Annotated in this window: 14 protein-coding genes and 1 tRNA gene; 5 read left to right on the forward strand and 10 right to left on the reverse strand. The window is 68.9% G+C overall.

Translation table 11 applies throughout. The features are described 5' to 3' along the window. The first annotated feature begins 182 nt into the window (after positions 1-182). Positions 183-1,541 carry an aminotransferase class V-fold PLP-dependent enzyme gene (locus tag AB0N16_RS21110; protein ID WP_365798821.1) on the forward strand — a complete coding sequence of 453 codons (1,359 nt, stop codon included), beginning with the start codon at positions 183-185 and terminating at the stop codon, positions 1,539-1,541. After that, complete coding sequence (locus AB0N16_RS21115; protein ID WP_365798823.1) at positions 1,538-2,959, forward strand: SidA/IucD/PvdA family monooxygenase; 1,422 nt, start codon at positions 1,538-1,540, stop codon at positions 2,957-2,959. Before AB0N16_RS21110 ends, AB0N16_RS21115 begins: the two co-directional genes overlap by 4 nt. A gap of 41 nt (positions 2,960-3,000) precedes the next feature. On the opposite strand, the gene AB0N16_RS21120 is transcribed toward AB0N16_RS21115, so the two are convergent. Beyond that, positions 3,001-4,806 (reverse strand): 5'-nucleotidase C-terminal domain-containing protein, encoded by a 1,806-nt coding sequence (locus AB0N16_RS21120; protein WP_365798825.1) that lies wholly within the window; start codon positions 4,804-4,806, stop codon positions 3,001-3,003. Positions 4,807-4,956: 150 nt separating this feature from the next. Between AB0N16_RS21120 and AB0N16_RS21125 the strand changes: the two genes are divergently transcribed. Further along, complete coding sequence (locus AB0N16_RS21125) at positions 4,957-5,658, forward strand: SIMPL domain-containing protein (RefSeq protein WP_365798827.1); 702 nt, start codon at positions 4,957-4,959, stop codon at positions 5,656-5,658. 187 nt (positions 5,659-5,845) lie between these two features. Beyond that, positions 5,846-7,282 carry a pyruvate kinase gene (gene pyk / locus AB0N16_RS21130; RefSeq protein WP_365798829.1) on the forward strand — a complete coding sequence of 479 codons (1,437 nt, stop codon included), beginning with the start codon at positions 5,846-5,848 and terminating at the stop codon, positions 7,280-7,282. A 37-nt stretch (positions 7,283-7,319) separates the two neighbouring features. On the opposite strand, the gene AB0N16_RS21135 is transcribed toward pyk, so the two are convergent. Then, complete coding sequence (locus AB0N16_RS21135; protein ID WP_365798831.1) at positions 7,320-8,105, reverse strand: helix-turn-helix domain-containing protein; 786 nt, start codon at positions 8,103-8,105, stop codon at positions 7,320-7,322. Positions 8,106-8,188: 83 nt separating this feature from the next. Further along, positions 8,189-8,271 (reverse strand) — tRNA-Leu (locus AB0N16_RS21140). A 94-nt stretch (positions 8,272-8,365) separates the two neighbouring features. On the opposite strand from AB0N16_RS21140, the gene AB0N16_RS21145 reads away from it, so the two are divergent. After that, entirely contained in the window at positions 8,366-9,022 is a 657-nt protein-coding gene (locus AB0N16_RS21145) for a response regulator (protein ID WP_365798833.1), read from the forward strand. A 78-nt stretch (positions 9,023-9,100) separates the two neighbouring features. Here the strand turns inward: AB0N16_RS21145 and AB0N16_RS21150 are convergent, their stop codons facing one another. The 7 genes from AB0N16_RS21150 to AB0N16_RS21180 form a co-directional block, all read right to left on the reverse strand. After that, on the reverse strand, positions 9,101-9,817 hold the full coding sequence (locus AB0N16_RS21150; RefSeq protein WP_365798835.1) for an ABC transporter ATP-binding protein: 717 nt from the start codon (positions 9,815-9,817) through the stop codon (positions 9,101-9,103). Then, the gene (locus tag AB0N16_RS21155) at positions 9,814-10,728 is read right to left on the reverse strand and encodes an ABC transporter ATP-binding protein (RefSeq protein ID WP_365798837.1); all 915 of its coding nucleotides are present in this window, start codon (positions 10,726-10,728) and stop codon (positions 9,814-9,816) included. Before AB0N16_RS21155 ends, AB0N16_RS21150 begins: the two co-directional genes overlap by 4 nt. 6 nt (positions 10,729-10,734) lie before the next feature. After that, a complete protein-coding gene (locus AB0N16_RS21160; protein WP_365799293.1) occupies positions 10,735-12,516 on the reverse strand; it encodes a branched-chain amino acid ABC transporter permease in 1,782 nt (593 codons plus the stop codon). A gap of 5 nt (positions 12,517-12,521) precedes the next feature. Then, entirely contained in the window at positions 12,522-13,460 is a 939-nt protein-coding gene (locus AB0N16_RS21165) for a branched-chain amino acid ABC transporter permease (RefSeq protein ID WP_365798839.1), read from the reverse strand. A gap of 110 nt (positions 13,461-13,570) precedes the next feature. After that, positions 13,571-14,779, reverse strand: coding sequence for a branched-chain amino acid ABC transporter substrate-binding protein (locus AB0N16_RS21170; protein ID WP_365799295.1), 1,209 nt, complete (start codon positions 14,777-14,779; stop codon positions 13,571-13,573). Between the two features lie 548 nt (positions 14,780-15,327). Continuing rightward, positions 15,328-15,819 (reverse strand): hotdog fold thioesterase, encoded by a 492-nt coding sequence (locus tag AB0N16_RS21175; protein WP_365798841.1) that lies wholly within the window; start codon positions 15,817-15,819, stop codon positions 15,328-15,330. Between the two features lie 88 nt (positions 15,820-15,907). After that, positions 15,908-18,226: an FdhF/YdeP family oxidoreductase gene (locus tag AB0N16_RS21180; protein WP_365798843.1), complete on the reverse strand. Its 2,319-nt coding sequence runs from the start codon at positions 18,224-18,226 to the stop codon at positions 15,908-15,910. Positions 18,227-18,420 lie beyond the last annotated feature (194 nt).

Genomic DNA, 18,420 nt, shown 5'->3' on the forward strand with positions numbered 1-18,420 from the left:
ACGCCCTGTCACCGTCTGCTCCGACGCGCCCCGGGCACACCGCCCCGACACGTTTTCCCCGCACGGCAGTACCCACTTTCGGGTTCCGATCGTTGAGCTTTGGGGACGCGCAGACCCAATCCCGTACAAGCTGGAACTCCCCCCGCGGACAACCCCTTTCGGCCGGCGCCCCGAGGAGACCCATGAGCACACCGCCTCTCGCATCCGGACCCCAGGGCCCCGACGCCCTGCGGCCCCTGCTCGACACCGTGCTCGACGCGCTGCGCGACGGCGGCCGGACCCGCGGCGGACCGCTGCCCGCGGGCGGTCCGGAGGCGGTGGCCGAGCAGGTCGCCGACGCCGTCGGGGACGTACTCCCGGACGACGGCGACCCCGACGCCCTGCGCACCTTGGTCACCGCCCTCGCGGCAGGCGCGGCCGACCCCGCCGACCCGCTGTGCGCGGCGCATCTGCACTGCCCGCCGCTCGCCGTCGCCACCGCCGCCGACCTCGCCGCGAGCGCCCTCAACCCCTCACTGGACTCATGGGACCAGGCCCCGGCGGCCTCCGCCCTGGAAGCCATGGTCACCCGCGCCCTCGCCCACGCCATCGGCCTCTCCGACGCCGTGGTCACCAGCGGCGGCACCGAGTCCAACCAACTCGCCCTGCTCCTCGCCCGCGAGGCCCTCGGCGGCGGCGTCCGGCTGATCTGCGGCGCCAACGCCCACCACTCGCTGCCCCGGGCCGCCTGGCTGCTCGGCCTGCCCGACCCGGTCGTGGTCCCGGCACCGAACGGCACCCTCGACCCGGCCGCCCTACACGCCGCCCTCACCCACCTGCCGAAACCGTTCGTCGTGGCCGCGACCGCCGGTACCACCGACGCCGGCCTCATCGACCCGCTCCCCGAGATCGCGGGCCTGTGCGCGGCCCACGGCGCCCGACTGCACATCGACGCCGCCTACGGAGGCACGCTCGCCTTCAGCGACCGGCACCGGGACAAACTCGCCGGCCTGGAGCGCGCCCACACCGTCACCCTCGACCTGCACAAACTCGGCTGGCAGCCGGTCGCCGCCGGCCTGCTCGCGGTCGCCCGCCCGGCCGAGCTCGGCGTACTCCACCACCACGCCGACTACCTCAACGCCGACGACGACACCGAGGCCGGCTACCCCGACCTGCTCGGCCGCTCCCTGCGCACCACCCGGCGCCCCGACGTCCTCAAGATCGCGGTCACCCTCAGGACCCTGGGCCGCTCCGGACTCGGCGCGCTGATCGACCAGGTGTGCGCACGGGCCCGGGAGTTCGCGGCCCTGGTCCAGGAGCATCCCGGTTTCGAACTCTACGACCGGCCGAACATCAGCACAGTCCTGTTCCGCCCCGCCGGAGCCACCGACGACGACGTCGCCGGCATACGGCGCAGGCTGCTGCACGACGGCCGCGCCGTCCTCGGCCGGGCCCGGCTCGACGGCCGGCTCTGGCTCAAGGCCACCCTCCTCAACCCCCACACCCGGCCGGACGAACTGGCCGTCCTCCTCAAACTCGTGGAAGGAACGACGCCCCAATGAGCTCCCTGCCCAACCCCCCACACCAGGAGCCGGAAGCACCCCGCGACCTGGTCGGCATCGGCGTCGGACCGTTCAACCTCTCCCTGGCCGCCCTCGCCCACCCACTCGCCGAACTGGATGCCGTCTTCTACGAACAGCGCCCCGGCTTCGACTGGCACCCCGGGCTGCTGATCGACGGCGCCACCATCCAGGTCCCGTTCCTCGCCGACCTGGTGACCCTCGCCGACCCCGCCAGCCCCTGGTCGTTCCTCAACTACCTCAAGTCCCGCGACCGGCTCTACCCCTTCTACTTCGCCGAGCGCTTCCACATCCAGCGCGCCGAGTACGACGCCTACTGCCGCTGGGTCGCCGAGAGCCTGCCGGGCCTGCGTTTCTCGCACCAGGTGGACGCGGTCCGCTGGAACTCCGAACGGGACCTGTTCGAAGTCGACTTCACCCAGCTCGACGCCGAGGGGGAGGCCGAGTCCCTGGGCCGTACCTACACGAAGAACGTCGTACTCGGGATCGGCACGGTTCCCCATGTGCCCGACCCGCTCAAACCCCTGGTGGAGGCACCCGGCGTGCCCGTCGTGCACGCGGCCGACTACCTCGACCACCGCGAGTCCTTCCTCGCCGCCGAGCACGTCACCGTCGTCGGCTCCGGACAGTCCGGCGCCGAGGTCTTCCTCGACCTACTGCGGCACCGCCCGGCCGGCCGCGAGAAACTGCACTGGATCGGCCGCAGCGAGGCCTTCGCGCCCATGGAGTACTCCAAGCTCGGCCTGGAGCACTTCACCCCCGACCACACCCGCTACTTCCACGCCCTCGCCGAGCCCGTCCGCGACCGGCTGGTCGCCTCCCAGTGGCGGCTGCACCGTGGCATCGACGCCGACACCATCGCCGCCATCCACGAGGAGCTCTACCGCCGCACCCTGCACGGCGGCTGGCCCGACGCCGTCCTCACACCCGGGGTCCAGGTCCGCACGGCCGGACGCATCGCCACCACCAAGATCGAACTCCACCTGGAACACATCCAGCAAGGCAGCCGCTCCCGGCTCGCCACCGACGCCGTGGTGCTGGCCACCGGCTACCGCGAGCGCCCCCTGGGCCGGCTGCTCGCCGGACTCGACCCCTATCTGCGCCGGGACAACAGCGAACGCCCGCGCGTGGACGAGCGGTTCCGGCTCGTCCTCGACCCGTCCGTGACCGGATCGGCGTACGTGCAGAACGCCGAGTTCCACACCCACGGCGTCGGCACCCCCGACCTGGGCCTCGCCGCCTGGCGCAGCGCCACCATCCTCAACTCCCTCACCGGCAAGGAGCCGTACCCGCTGCCCGCCCGCACGGCCTTCACCAGCTTCGGCCTGGAGCGCTCGGAGGAGAGGGTTCCCCCACAGAACGGGCAGCGGCCGAGGCAGCTCACCCCCCTGGCCGACTGAGCGACGGGCGCCGGTCCCAGGACCGGCGCCCGCCGACCCCGTCAGAACACCGGCGTGCCGTCGCGGGTCAGCTTCCAGTCCGCCGACGCGAAGTCCTTCGGGTCAAGGACACCCTTGGCGGTCACCCACTCCGCGATCCGGGTACGGATCTCCGTTGACTCCGACCACAGCTCCTTCGCCGAGGCGACGTACGGGAACGCGCCGCCGCCGTTGGCGCGGTAGTTGTTCACCGCCAGCACGAACTGCTGGGCGTCGTCCAGGGCGGCACCGTCGTAGGTCAGGTTCTTGATCCGGGACCCGGCCGGCTGGGCGATGTCGATCTCGTACCCCAGGCCCGAGACATAGTCGTAGTTGTAGTCCGGGCGGTTGTTCGCGTTCGTCAGCTTGTCCACGTCGACGACGTCGCCGGCGGCCGTCTGCACGAAGTACTGCGCGGAGTACTCCAGATACGCCCGGACCTGAGCGCCCGTCATCAACTTGGCGACCAGCGTGTTGTCGTACACGTACAGGCTCGACAGGTCCCGGATGGTGACCTCGCCGGCCGGGATCTGGGAGGTCCGGGAGAACGGCGAGGCCTGGGCGAGCACCGGGAGCGCGGCGTACTCGGTGCTCGCCAGAGCCGCCTTGACCACGTCCTCCTGGACCTTGGTGATCAGGTCGATGATCGGGGCGTCCTTGTAGCGGGCCTCGACCGTGGTGAGGGTCGCGGTCGCGGTGCCGACGACCTGGTTGACGTACTCGACGACCTTCGCGTGCTCGTCCTTCAGCAGCCGGGTGATCTTCGGGTCGTCGGCGACGGTGTTGGAGTTGCGCAGCGAGGCGGCGACCGACTCCACCTCCCAGCTCCCCTTGTCGAACACCAGCTCGATGTCGAAGAGGGTGAGGCGCTCGGCGTAGCACAGCGGCTCGGAGAGGACGACGGTCTTCCCGGTGGCCTCGTTGGTGACCCTCAGCTCCGGGATCTCCACGTGCGCGTGGCCGACCAGGACGGCGTCGATGCCCGGCACCTGCCTCGCCACGTTCGCGGCCGCGTTCTCGACGTACGGCACCTGGTCGCCGTAGGACGAGGTGCCCGAGGTGCCGGAGTGCGCCGAGACCACGACCACGTCCGCGCCCATCGCCTTCAGCTTGGGCACCCACTTCGCGGCCTGCTCCTCAAGACCCGGGAAGGCCAGCTTGCCCTGGACGTAGGCCTTGTCCCAGATCGCGATGCCCGGGTTGGTCAGACCGAGCACGGCGACCTTGACCGGCGGGGCGCCCGGGACGTGGAACTTCTTCATGAAGTACGGCGGGAAGGCGGGCCTGAGGGTCTTCGCGTCGACCGCGTTCGCGCCGAGCAGCGGGAAGCGCAGCTGGTCCTCGAACCTGCGCAGGGTCTCGATGCCGTAGTTGAACTCGTGGTTGCCGAGCGCCGCCGCGTCATACCCGATCGCGTTCATGGCCTGCGCCATCGGGTGCACCGGGCCGCCCTTGGCCGTGATCGGGTCGACCTTGGCGTAGTAGTACGTCAGCGGGGTGCCCTGGATGGTGTCACCGGCGTCCAGCAGCAGGGTGTTGTGGCGGCCCTTCTCCTCGCGCACCTGGTTCACCAGGGTCGAGATGCGCGCCAGGCCGAGCGCGTTGCCCTTGGCGTCCGTGTACGCCGCGTCCTTGAAGTAGTCCCAGTTGAAGACGTTTCCGTGCAGGTCGGTGGTGCCCATGACGGTCAGGGAGTACCGCTTGGGGTGCTCGGCGGGCCTCGCGGCGGCCTGGGCGGCCTGCGCCGGAGCCGCCGCCGCTCCGGCGACCGCCACTCCCGCCCCGGTGGCGGCGGACTTCTTCAGGAACTTCCGGCGATTCAAGGGCATGTCTCGATCTCCTCGGGAAATGGTCAACGACGCGCGTAGATTCTGTCCTGGGCATAGCCGACGGCAACAGGTCCCGGAGGTTTCGATCCGGTGACCTGAACGGTGAACTGCGGGACACACAAGCGGGGATGACATGACAGAGTGGGGCGTATGACCTCACCCGAGGAACACCGGCCGGCCGGCACACCCGACGCCCCCCTGCTCGTCGTACGAGGCGAGGCCGAGCTGGAGGTCGAGCCCGAGCTGGCCCGGATCGCCGTCACAGTGAGCGCCCGCGGCCGCGACCGCCGCTCCACGCTGGACGACCTCACCCGCCGCAACACCGCCGCCCTCGACCTGATCAAGTCCTACGGCGAGGCAGTGGCCCGTCTGTCGACCGGCACCTTCTCCATCGCCCCCGAACTCGCCGAACGCGGCCGCGGCGAACGGGTCCGCAGCTACCAGGGCCGGGTCCAGCTCACCGCCGAGTTCACCGACTTCACCGTCCTCGGCGAACTCACCACCAGACTCGCCGACTTGGAACTGACCCGGGTCGACGGCCCCTGGTGGTCGCTGCGCCCCGACTCACCCGTGCACGGCGAGGCCCGGCGGCAGGCGGTCGCCGAGGCGGTGCAACGGGCCCGGGAGTACGCGAGCGCCCTCGGCACCTCCCTGGCCGCCCTGGTCGAGCTCGCCGACACGGGCATCGACGGTCCTCAGCCGCGCCGGGCGGCCTTCGGCGGCGGGGTCCGCCGGATGGCCGCCGCCGCCGAAATCGCCGAGCCCGCCGAACCCCTCGATCTCGAACCTCCGCAACTGCGCGTTACCGCTCAGGTCAGCGCGCGATTCACGATGGCGCCGCCGAAGCTGTGACCCGGGAAGCGACGTTCGGCATTTCGAATGAATGAGCGCCCGCATTCCCGCATTCAACATATGCGAGATGCTCATCGGAGCGGGCCACCGCACAATTCAACACTTGTCAATAGGCCTTCACGCAAAGGTTGTTGGGTCGTCATGTACGGCCAATTCTCTACCCGCCGGTAAGGCCTAGGCTCGAAACATGCGCCGAGCAAAGATCGTTTGTACTCTGGGGCCCGCCACCGACTCGTACGACCAGATCAAGGCCCTGGTCGACGCCGGAATGGACGTCGCCCGATTCAACCTCAGCCACGGCAGCTACGCCGAGCACGAGGAGCGCTACCAGCGTGTCCGCAAGGCCTCCGACGAGACCGGTCGCAGCGTCGGGATGCTCGCCGACCTTCAAGGCCCGAAGATTCGCCTCGGCAGCTTCACCGAAGGACCGGTACTCCTCGAACGCGGCGACACCTTCGTCATCACCGTCGAGGAGGGCGCCGCGGGCGACCGCCGCCAATGCGGGACGACATACGCCGGCCTCGCCGACGACGTCACCCCCGGTGAGCGCGTCCTCGTCGACGACGGCAAGGTCTGCCTCGAGGTCACCCACGTCGACGGCCCCCGCGTCCACACCACCGTCGTCGAAGGCGGCATGGTCTCCGACCACAAAGGCCTCAACCTCCCCGGCGTCGCCGTCTCCGTCCCGGCCCTCTCCGACAAGGACGAGGCCGACCTGCGATGGGCACTGCGCACCGGCTTCGACGTGATCGCCCTCTCCTTCGTGCGCAGCGGCCGCGACGTCGAGGACGTCCACCGCATCATGGCCGAGGAGGGCCGCCGCCTCCCCGTGATCGCCAAGGTCGAGAAGCCCCAGGCCGTCGAGAACATCGACTCCATCGTGGCCGCCTTCGACGGCATCATGGTCGCCCGCGGCGACCTCGGCGTCGAGATGCCGCTGGAACAGGTGCCGATCGTCCAGAAGCGCGCCGTCAAGCTGGCCAAGCGCAACGCCAAGCCGGTCATCGTCGCCACCCAGATGCTCGACTCCATGATCGACAACTCCCGGCCCACCCGCGCCGAGGCCTCCGACGTCGCCAACGCGGTGATCGACGGCACGGACGCGGTGATGCTCTCCGGCGAGACCAGCGTCGGCAAGTACCCCATCGAGACCGTCCGGACCATGGCGAAGATCGTCGAAGCGGCCGAGGAGGACATCCTCGCCAAGGGCCTGCCACCGCTGACCGAGAGCAACAAACCCCGCACCCAGGGCGGCGCGGTCGCCCGGGCCGCCGCCGAGATGGGCGACTTCCTGAACGCGAAGTTCCTGGTCGCTTTCACCGAGTCGGGAGACACCGTCCGCCGGCTCTCCCGCTACCGCTCGCCGATCCCGCTGCTCGCCTTCACCCCGGAACCGGCCACCCGCTCCCAGCTCAACCTGACCTGGGGCGTCGAGACCTTCCTCGGCCCGCACGTCGACTCGACGGACAAGATGGTCGACCAGGTGGACGAGCTGCTGCTGAAGTACGGCCGCTGCGAGAAGGGCGACGTCGTGGTGATCACGGCGGGGTCGCCTCCGGGGGTGTCCGGCTCGACGAACATGGTGCGCGTACACCACATCGGGGAGGACGACAGCCCTAAGTGACGGGCGCGGGCCCCTCTTATGGAGGGGCCCTTCGCGTTCAGTGTTTGGGGCCTACGTGGGTGTCCATGAGAGCTACGGAGGCCTTGCGGGCGATGGAGATGTTGAAGGGGTCGTTCCCGCGAGCGAGCGTCGTCCACCCGACGCCGACCAGGTCGAGTGCGTCGGTGAAGAGCTTCCGGATGTCGTCGGACTTGTTGGTGAAGAAGTAGCGCGGGTATTCGTACCGCTTGCGCTCACCGGCGACGATGCGGGTCGTCCAGTTGGTGATACGGCAGCCGTCGGAGTGGAGGAGGCCGCGGATGAACTCCCAGGGGTGGGCGTCGACGATCGCTTGCTGCCAGGGTGCGAGGACGATGGGGCGCTCGTGTTTCTTGCCGGGGCCGTGCTGGGGGAAGAGGCACCACAAGTGCCTGGACGACACCTTCAGCTGCCGACAGCCCTGGCGGCGGACGCGGCAGACTGAGTTCTCGGGAAACACGGACCGCATGGCGGTCTCGCATTCGTCCATGAGACCCGGGTAGGAGTCGTCACAAGCGACTGACAGGCTGGGTGCTCGCATCGCCCGATTCTGGACGATGTGACCATCTCCCAGGTAGAGGCCGAGAAGGTAGGCGTAGGCCGGAGGGTCCAGTTCGCCGTCGCATCGAGGGCATGGCGGGGGCGTGCGTCCGGGACACTCTCCCCGTTTTGCCCGGTCCACGTGTTTCCAGTAGCTGATCGTGCCGGGTGGGATGCCGAACTGGCGAGCCACATCTGCGTTTCGTGCTCCGTCGCGCAGGAGAGTGACGGCCATCTGTCGCACTTCAGTTCCGTGGAGGTTCACGTGTTCCACTGTGGGTCACCAGTCGTGACACCGTGCAGCAAAAAACGGAGGTTCACACGAGCGTGAACCTCCGCTTTGCGATGTGCCGGGTGCGGGACTCGAACCCGCAAGCCCTCTCGGGCAGATGTGTTTGAGACATCCGTGTATGCCATTCCACCAACCCGGCTTGGGCACAGCCGAGAGTGTACCGGGTCACTGGTGGCGAGCGCAGCTAGGTAGGCTCTAGTCAGCAGTACCCCTGCCCTGAACGAGGAGCCCCCGTGACCGCCGCCGAGTCGCCCCAGCCAGTCGACGTACCCGACGACGACAAGTCGCATGTGCCTCCGATGACGACCCGTGTCGTCATCGCCGAGGACGAGGCCCTGATCCGGCTCGACCTGAAAGAGATGCTGGAGGAGGAGGGGTACACCGTCGTCGGCGAGGCCGGCGACGGCGAGCAGGCGGTCGAACTCGCCCGCGAGCACCGCCCCGACCTGGTCATCCTGGACGTCAAGATGCCCAAGCTGGACGGCATCTCGGCGGCCGAGAAGATCGCCGCGGAGTCCATCGCCCCGGTCCTGATGCTCACCGCGTTCTCGCAGCGCGACCTGGTGGAGCGGGCCCGGGACGCCGGTGCGATGGCGTACCTCGTCAAGCCGTTCAGCAAGAGCGACGTGGTCCCGGCGATCGAGATGGCCGTCTCCCGCTTCACGGAGCTGAAGCAGTTGGAGAAGGAGGTCGCCGACCTCACCCTGCGCCTGGAGACCCGCAAGCTGGTCGACCGTGCGAAGTCCATCCTGCAGACCGAGTACGGCCTGACCGAGCCGGCCGCGTTCCGCTGGATCCAGAAGACGTCGATGGACCGCCGGATGTCGATGCAGCAGGTCGCGGAGGCGGTCATCGCGGACAGTGACGAGAAGAAGTCCAGCAAGGGCTGACCGGCCGCCCCGTACCGACGACGAGGCCCGCGCTCCGGAGAAGAGGGAGCGCGGGCCTCGTCGTTTCGAACGCGGGTGTCAGTCCTCGCCCAGATAGGCCTTGCGGACCGACTCGTCGTGCAGCAGGTCCTGCCCGCTGCCCGAGAGCACGATGTTGCCGACCTCCATCACGTGCCCCTGGTCGGCCAGGGAGAGCGCGGCCTGGGCGTTCTGCTCGACGAGCAGGATCGTCGTGCCTTCGGACTTCAGCTCGGCGATTGTCGCCATGATCTTCTGCATCATGATCGGCGACAGTCCCATGGACGGTTCGTCCAGCATCAGCAGCTTCGGCTGGGACATCAGTGCCCGTCCCATGGCCAGCATCTGCTGCTCGCCGCCCGAGAGTGTGCCGGCGGCCTGCTTGCGCCGCTCGCCCAGGATCGGGAAGAGGTCGTAGGCGCGCTGGATGTCCTTCTCGATGCCTGCCTTGTCCTTGCGGAGGAAGGCACCGAGCTGGAGGTTCTCGCTGATGGTCAGGCGCGGGAAGATGTGCCGGCCTTCGGGGGAGTGGGCCAGCCCGAGTGCGACGATCTTGTGTGCCGGGACACCGCTCAGCGGCTTGCCGTCGAAGACGATCCGGCCGGAGGCGGGCTTGAGCAGGCCCGACAAGGTGCGCAGGGTCGTCGTCTTGCCGGCGCCGTTGGTGCCGATGAGCGTGACGACCTCGCCGGCTTCCACGCTGAACGAGATGCCCTTGACGGCCTCGATCTTGCCGTAGGCGACTCTGAGGTCCTCGACCTCCAGTAGTGCGGTCACCGGGCCTCTCCCTTGGTGGTGTCGGTGGTGCTGTCCACCTGGGGGTTGTCCGTGTCGGACGGTTCGGTGTCGGTCGGCGCGTCGGTGGATGCCGCGGCGGCTGCGGCGGCCTCGACCTCGGCGGCTTCCGCCTCTCCGGGGTCTCCCTCGAAGGGTTCACCCAGATAGGCGGCGACGACGCGCTCGTCGGCCTGGACGACGTCGGACGTGCCTTCGACGAGCTTCTCGCCCTGGACGAGCACGGCGACGCGGTCGCACAGGTTGAAGATGAAACGCATGTCGTGCTCGATGACGAGGACGGCGATGCCCTTGTCCCGGATGGCGAAGACGAGTTCTTCGGTGGCCCGGGTCTCCTGCGGGTTCATGCCGGCCGTCGGCTCGTCGAGCAGCAGCAGGCCGGGTTCGCTCGCCAGCGCTCGGGCGATCTCCAGCTTGCGCTGCTCGCCGTAGGGCAGGTTGCGTGCGAGGTGGTCGCGCTTGGCGGCGAGGCCGATGAACTCCAGGAGTTCCATGGCTTTCGCCTCGGACTCCTTTTCGGCCTTGCGGAAGCCGGGGCCGCGCAGGAGCGCGGACCACAGGCCCTCTTTGGTTCGCGTGTGGCGGCCCACGAGGACGTTTTCCAGGACGGTCATGTTGGCGAAGAGCCGGATGTTCTGGAAGGTGCGGGCGATGCCTGCCTGCGTCACCAGGTGCGGCTTGGGAGGCAGCACCTTGCCCTGGTAGGAGACCGTGCCCTCGGTGGGGACGTACAGACCGGTGAGGCAGTTGAAGAAGGTGGTCTTGCCGGCGCCGTTCGGGCCGATCAGGCCGACGATCTCGCCACTGTTGACCGTGAAGTCCACGGATCGGACGGCGGTCAGGCCGCCGAACCGCATGGTGACGTCACGGGCTTCGAGTACAGGTGTCGTCATGGTTCTTTACGCCCCTGCCTTGGTGACGGCCGGATCGTCGGTCAGCGTTTCTTGCGCCGGTACGTCGAGCTGGCCGGTCTCGTGGAACTCCAGCTGGCGGCGGCGGTTGGCGATGATGCCCTCCGGCCGGAACCGCATCAGCAGGATGAGCGCGATGCCGAACGCGAACAGCTCGTAGTTCTGGAGGAACTGGAGCTTCTCGGGGACCAGGTAGAGCACGCTCGCGCCGAGCAGCGGGCCGCTGACGGTGCCCATGCCGCCGAGGACGACGGCGGCCAGCAGGAAGGCCGAGTTGGGCGGGGCGGCGCCGGCGAACTGGTAGGGCTGCGGGTTCACGCTGTAGTTGACGTGTGCCATCACGGTGCCGGCGAGGCCTGCGAGGGATGCGCCGAGGGCGAAGGCGATCAGCTTGACGCGGAAGCCGTTGATGCCCATGGCGGTGGCGGCGGTCTCGTCCTCGCGGATGGCGATCCAGGAGCGGCCGATACGGGAGTCGGCGGCGCGGGTGAAGACGAGCACGACGATCGCCGTGACGATGAGCATCAGGAACAAGTAGTTGGCGAACCGGCCCAGGTTCTGCCCGAGGATGGTGTGTGACTCGCCCAGGTTGAATCCGAAGATGTTGAGGTCCGGGATCTGGGTGATGCCGTTGGGGCCCCGGGTGATGTTCGGTCCGGAGTCGCCGTCGAGGTTGTTGACGGTGATACGGAAGATCTCACCGAAGCCGAGGGTGACGATGGCCAGGTAGTCGCCGCGCAGTCGCAGGGTGGGCGCACCGATCAGCACGCCGAAGATCAACGAGGCGGCCATGCCGGTGAGTGCGGCGGCCCAGAACGGGAAGTGCACGCCGGAGAACCGGGAGTACTCGGAGCCGGACACCAGGGCGGCGGCGTAGGCGCCGACGCCGAGGAATGCGACGTAACCGAGGTCGAGGAGGCCGGTGAGGCCGACCACGATGTTCAGGCCGAGGGCGACGGTGGCGAAGATCAGGATGTTCACGCCGACGTTGGCGTTGTGGTCGTCGCTCTGGGTGAAGGGGAAGATCACGGCGGCGGCGAAGGCGAGCGCCGAGGCGAATCCTTTGTGGTGGGCCGCGGTGGTCGCGAAGCGGTCGACGAGGCCGGTGTGCATGAGGCCCCAGGCGGCGAAGACGAGCAGCAGCAGGTAGCCGATGAAGGTCTCGCTCGCGTCGTTGTCGATGCCGATGCCGTAGGTGAAGGCCACCAGGGCGAGCGCGACGCCGACTGTGATGATGATGCGCTCGGTGAGTGGTGATGCCTTGGCGGGAGCGGGCAGCTGGGGCTTGGTGAGGTAGCCGCGGATGCCGGTGTCCGGGCTCGGGTTGGGCAGGGCCAGGGCGCCGATGAGGGGCAGTGTGGAGGCCGCCATCGCCACGTAGGCGCCGGGGTCGAGGTTGACGAGGCCGCCGAGGTCGACGGCGATGGCGATGCCGGTGAACCAGCAGACGGTGAACGCCGACAGGGCGGTCAGCACGACGGGGGAGGCGGCGGTCGCCGGGTTCAGCCAGCGCAGCCACTTCACGTCCCACAGGGTGAGCCCGAACAGCAGGGTGAGGGCGCCGCCCACGAGGGCGAGGATCTGCAGGCCGGCGGGGTAGCCGTAGACGGTTAGGTCACCGGGGAACTCGGACGTCCAGGTCCAGCTGAGGAAGGTGCTGGCGATGGTGCCCACGGCGCCGACGGCGATGAGTAGCCGGGCGACGGACAGCGGCAGCGGGACCGGGCCGTGCCCTGCCGCTGCAGGGGAGTTGGCGGTGGTGTCGGTCATGTTGCTCACGCCCTGTCCGCGACGCGTTCGCCGAGCAGACCCTGTGGTCTGAACAGGAGGACGAGGATCAGGAGGACGAAGGCCCAGACGGACGCCCAGCCGCCGCCGCCGAGCTGCTGCATGCCGGGGATGTTGGCGATGTACGCGGTGGCCATGGCTTCGGCGATGCCGAGGACGAGGCCGCCGAGCATGGCGCCGTAGATGTTGCCGATGCCGCCGAGGACGGCCGCGGTGAACGCCTTGAGACCGGCGATGAAGCCCATGTCGTAGGAGACGGAGCCGTACTTGAGGCCGTATGAGACACCGGCGACGGCCGCGAAGAAGCCGCCGATGGCGAAGGCGACGACGATGATGCGGTTGGTGTCGATGCCCATCAGCTGGGCGGTGTCCGGGTCCTGGGCGGTGGCCTGCATGGCGCGGCCGGTGCGGGAGAGCCGGACGAAGAGGGCGAGGACCGCCATGCACAGCGGGGCGGCGATGATCAGGAAGACATCACCGCTCTGCACGGTCACCGAGCCGATGTGGACAGGGCCGAAGGGCAGTTGCGGGAAGACCCGGGCGGTCTTGGCGTCGCCGTCCACGTGGTACCAGTTGAAGACCGCCTGCTGCAGCGCGAGGGACAGCCCGATCGCGGTGATCAGCGGGGCGAGGCGTGGCGCGCCGCGTAGTGGTCGGTAGGCGAAGCGTTCGGCGCCGACGGCGATGAGGACGGCGACCAGCGCGCCGCCGATCAGCATCGCCGGCAGGGCTACCCACATGGATATGCCGTCCGGCAGGAGAAGGTAGACCGTGAGGGCGCCGAAGCCTCCGGTCATGAAGATCTCGCCGTGGGCGAAGTTGATGAGCTGGACGATGCCGTACACCATCGTGTAGCCGATGGCGATCAGCCCGTACATCGAGCCGAGGAACAGCCCGTTGGCCAGCTGCTGCGGCAGGGTGTTCACCGCATGGCCTCCATGTGGTGGGGAGAGTCAGGGGGGCGGTAGAGGGCGGGCCGCGCGGTGACGGTTGGTCTGCGCCGCGCGGCCCTGGTGGTGCGATGTGTTACGGGCGGTTACTTCGGGTTGGCCACGCCGCTCTGGACGGACTTCCACTCACCGTTCTCGACCTTGTAGACGGTCAGCTGCTTGTTCGTGGTGTCGCCGTACTCGTCGAATGCGATCTTGCCGGAGATGCCGTCGAAGGAGGTCTTCTGGACGGCGTCGACGATCTGGGAGCGGGCGTCGTCCGGGATCTTGCTGTCCTTCACGACCTCGCCGACGGCCTTGATGATGGCGGTGGCGGCGTCGTAGGAGTACGAGCCGTAGGTGCCGTAGTCACCGGGGTACTTCTTGGCCTTGTAGGTGGCGACGAAGTCCTTGGCGGCGGGCAGGGTGTCGACCGGAACGCCGATCGACGTCACCAGGTCGCCCTCGGCGGACGCGCCGGCGGTCTTGATGTAGGTCGGGGTGAACATGCCGTCGCCGCCGAACAGCGGGATCTTGGCGCCGGCGTCCTTGAGCTGCTTGGTCAGGACCTCGGACTCGTCGTACTGGCCGCCGTAGTAGAGGATGTCGGCGCCCGAGTTCTTGATCTTGGTGACCAGGGTGGAGAAGTCGCGGTCGCCGGTGTTGACGTGGTCGGTGCCGATGACCTTGCCACCCTGCTTGGCGAACTGCTCCTTGAAGATCTTCGAGAGGCCTGCGCCGTAGGTCTGCTTGTCGTCGACGACGAAGGCCTTCTTCTTCTTGGCTACGTTGTAGGCGTAGTCCGCCGCGTAGGCGCCCTGCAGGGCGTCGGTGGTCGCGGTGCGGAAGTAGGTCTTGAACGGGCGGGACTTGCTGGTCTGCCAGTTCTTGCCCTGGGTCAGCTCGGGCGCGGTGTTCGACGGGGAGATCTCCACCAGGTTGGCCGTGGCGAAGACCTGCTGCATCTGCGTGGCCACACCGGAGTTGAGCGGGCCGACGACGCCGAGCACGGTCTTGTCGGAGACGAGCTGGGTGGCGTTCTGCTGTCCGGTGGCGGGAATCGCCTTGTCGTCCAGCGCCTTGATCTTGAAGGTGACGCCCGGGACGGTCTTGTTCTTGTTGGCGTCGTCGACGGCGATCTGGGCGCCGTACTGGATGCCGAGGCCCGTCGCGGAGTTCGCTCCGGTGAGCGGGGCGTCGACGCCGATGGTGACCGTCACGTTGCCGCTGTCGCTGCCCTTGCTGCTGTCGTCGCGGGAGCCGCAGGCCGTGAGAGTCAGAGCTCCGGTGGTCAGCACGGAGGTAAGAATCACCAGAGAACGCTGTCGCACAATCGATCCTTTCCGCAGGCAGTTCCGCCCCCCTGGGGAACGACGGGTGCCGCGCCGGTACCGGTCTCCTGTTGGAGCGGTGACTGGCCGTGACTCTAAGCGCGGGTGAGGAACGTGGAGGAGGTCTTGTCCAAGGCTGTGACGCTCTTGTTATGACACGAGGTAATGCAGAGCGGTACAGGGTGGGTGGAAAGCAGGAATTGGGCCCGATTCGCCCTGTCCGCATTCTGAGAACCTGCAGGACTCGCCATGATCGGTTCAGGCGTCTCGATGGTTTTGGACCTGACGCGAAGCGGTTGCTGTGGGCGACTTTCGAGACGGGTGGGAGGTGTGTTGTGGCCTGGGAACTGGGGGTGAATCAGCGAATGCGGATTACACGCGTATTACGCAGAGTTACATCGAGGAAAGAAAGTCAAGCCTTCGGAACTTCTCGGCATTTCCTCGCGCGTCAGGGGCGCTGTCCGTTGTTCTCTTACCGGGCGCTGACCTCGGCTCCCGCCGCCGAGGTCCCGCCGTCCCGGCAGGGGCCGCCGTCAGGCGCCGGTGTCCCGGACGTGGACCTCGTCGCCCTGGCGCACGTCCCGCAGCAGACAGGTGAGGCGGGCCGTGCACACCCGCCGGCCCTCCTCGTCGCTGATCACGATCTCGTACGTCGCGGTGGACCGCCCCCGGTGGACGGGCGTGGCCACACCGGTGACCAGGCCGGAGCGGACGCCGCGGTGGTGGGTGCAGTTCAGGTCGACGCCGACTGCGATCTTCGAGCTGCCGCCGTGCAGCATCGACCCGACCGACCCGAGGGTCTCGGCCAGCACCGCGCTGGCCCCGCCGTGCAGCAGCCCGTACGGCTGGGTGTTGCCCTCCACCGGCATGGTGCCGACGACCCGGTCCGCCGAGGCCTCCACGATCTGCACGCCCATGCGGCTGCCGAGGTGGCCTGCCGAGAACAGGGCCGGCAGATCGACGCCGAGCGCGGCGTACTCGTCGATGACCTCCTGCGGGAACTTCACGTGCTGCTGCTCGCCCATGGGCCGGCTCCGTTCGTCGTGCGGCTGTCTCCCGACTGAGCAAACGCTCAGTCGGCCGCCGATTCTTCCAGACGCACTGAGCGGGCGCTCAGACGGCGCCCGCCGGCTGCCGCACGCCGCTCTCCAGACGGATCACGACGGATTTGCTGGCCGGGGTGTTGCTGGTGTCGGCGGTCGAGTCGAGCGGCACCAGCACGTTGGTCTCCGGGTAGTACGCGGCCGCACAGCCCCGGGCCGTCGGGTAGTGCACGACCCGGAAGCCCGGCGCCCTGCGCTCCACGCCGTCCTTCCACTCGCTCACCAGGTCGACGTAGGACCCGTCGGCGACGCCCAGCGCCCGCGCGTCATCCGGGTGCACCAGGACCACCCGGCGGCCGTTCCTGATGCCCCGGTAGCGGTCGTCCAGACCGTAGATCGTGGTGTTGTACTGGTCGTGCGAGCGCAGCGTCTGCAACAGCAGCCGTCCCTCGGGCAGTTCGGGGTACTCGACGGCCGCCGCCGTGAAGTTCGCCTTGCCGGTGGCGGTCGGGAAGCGGCGCTCGTCGCGCGGGCCGTGCGGCAGTGCGAAGCCGCCCGGGTGCGCCACGCGCGCGTTGAAGTCCTTGAAACCGGGGATCACGCGCGCGATACGGTCGCGGACCGTCGCGTAGTCCTTCTCGAACTCCTCCCAGGGGGTGGTGCTGTCCTCACCGAGCACCCGGCGCGCGAGCCGGCACACGATCGCCGGCTCCGACAGCAGGTGCGGGCTCGCGGGCTCCAGGCGGCCGCGCGAGGCGTGCACCATGCCCATCGAGTCCTCCACGGTGACGAACTGCTCCCCGCTGCCCTGGAGATCGCGCTCGGTGCGGCCGAGCGTCGGCAGGATCAGCGCCCGTGCGCCCGTCACGACGTGCGAGCGGTTGAGCTTCGTCGACACGTGCACGGTCAGCCGCGCCCGCCGTATCGCCGCCTCGGTGACCTCCGTGTCGGGGGTCGCGGAGACGAAGTTGCCGCCCATCGCGAAGAAGACCTTCGCCTCGCCGTCACGCAGCGCGCGGATGGCCCGGACGACGTCGAAGCCGTGCTCGCGCGGGGGCGCGAAGCCGAACTCCTTCTCCAGGGCGTCCAGGAAGGCCGGGGCCGGGCGCTCGAAGATGCCCATCGTGCGGTCGCCCTGCACGTTCGAGTGGCCGCGGACCGGGCACACGCCCGCGCCGGCGCGGCCGATGTTGCCGCGCAGCAGAAGGAAGTTGACGACCTCGCGGATCGTCGGGACCGAGTGCTTGTGCTGGGTCAGTCCCATGGCCCAGCAGACGATCGTGCGCTGCGAGGCGAGCACCATGCCGAGGGCCTTCTCGATCTCCGCGCGGGTGAGGCCGGTGGCGGCGAGCGTCTCGTCCCAGTCTGCGGCGCGGGCGGCCTCGGCGAACTCCTCGTACCCGTGCGTGTGTTCGCGCACGAACTCCTCGTCGACCGCGCCGGAGCCCGCGCCGGAGGCGCTTTCGTGTTCAGCCAGGATCAGCTTGTTGAGGAGCCGGAACAGGGCCTGGTCGCCGCCGATGCGGATCTGCAGGAACAGGTCGGTGAGCGCGGCGCCCTTGAGCATGCCCTGGGGGGTCTGCGGGTTCTTGAACCGCTCCAGGCCGGCTTCCGGGAGCGGATTGACGCTGATGATCTTCGCGCCGTTGGCCTTGGCCTTCTCCAGGGCGGAGAGCATCCGGGGGTGGTTGGTGCCCGGGTTCTGCCCGGCGACGATGATCAGATCCGCTTTGTACAGATCCTCGAGCAGGACGCTGCCCTTGCCGATGCCGATCGTCTCGCTGAGCGCCGAGCCCGAGGACTCGTGGCACATGTTGGAGCAGTCCGGCAGGTTGTTGGTGCCCAGCTCGCGCGCGAACAGCTGGTACAGGAACGCGGCCTCGTTGCTGGTCCGGCCCGAGGTGTAGAAGACGGCCTCGTCGGGGGAGCCGAGAGCGGCGATCTCCTCGCCGATGATGTCGAAGGCCCGCTCCCAGCCGACCGGCTCGTAGTGCTCGGCGCCCTCGGCGAGATACATGGGGTGGGTGAGCCGGCCCTGCTGGCCGAGCCAGTAGCCGCTGCGGTGGTGCAGGTCGGCGACGGAGTGCTCGGCGAAGAACGCGGGCGTGACCCGGCGCAGAGTGGCCTCCTCGGCCACCGCCTTGGCGCCGTTCTCGCAGAATTCGGCGGCGTGCCGGTGATCGGGCTCCGGCCAGGCGCAGCCGGGGCAGTCGAAGCCGTCCTTCTGGTTGACCCTCAGCAGCGTCAGGGCGGTGCGCCTGACCCCCATCTGCTGCTGGGCGATGCGCAGGGTGTGTCCGATGGCCGGGAGCCCCGCGGCCGCGTGCTGCGGCTCCGCGACCTGCGGCGCGTCCTGGACCGGATCACCCTTGGGCGGCTTCGTCGCCATCGCACGATCTCCCTCTACGCCGGCACCTGTGCCTTGGACGTCCGATACTCGCACGCGCCGCCGACAACGATCGAGGGCGGTCGGCCGGGCGCAACGGAACCCATGCTTGACAGAACCGCGCCCCCCAGCCCACCACCGCTCCTGGAGTCCTTTCCGCCGCGACGGCGATCGGCCACGACGGACGCTGTCCGGCG

This window comes from Streptomyces sp. NPDC051105 (assembly GCF_040682795.1).
Lineage (GTDB): Bacteria > Actinomycetota > Actinomycetes > Streptomycetales > Streptomycetaceae > Streptomyces.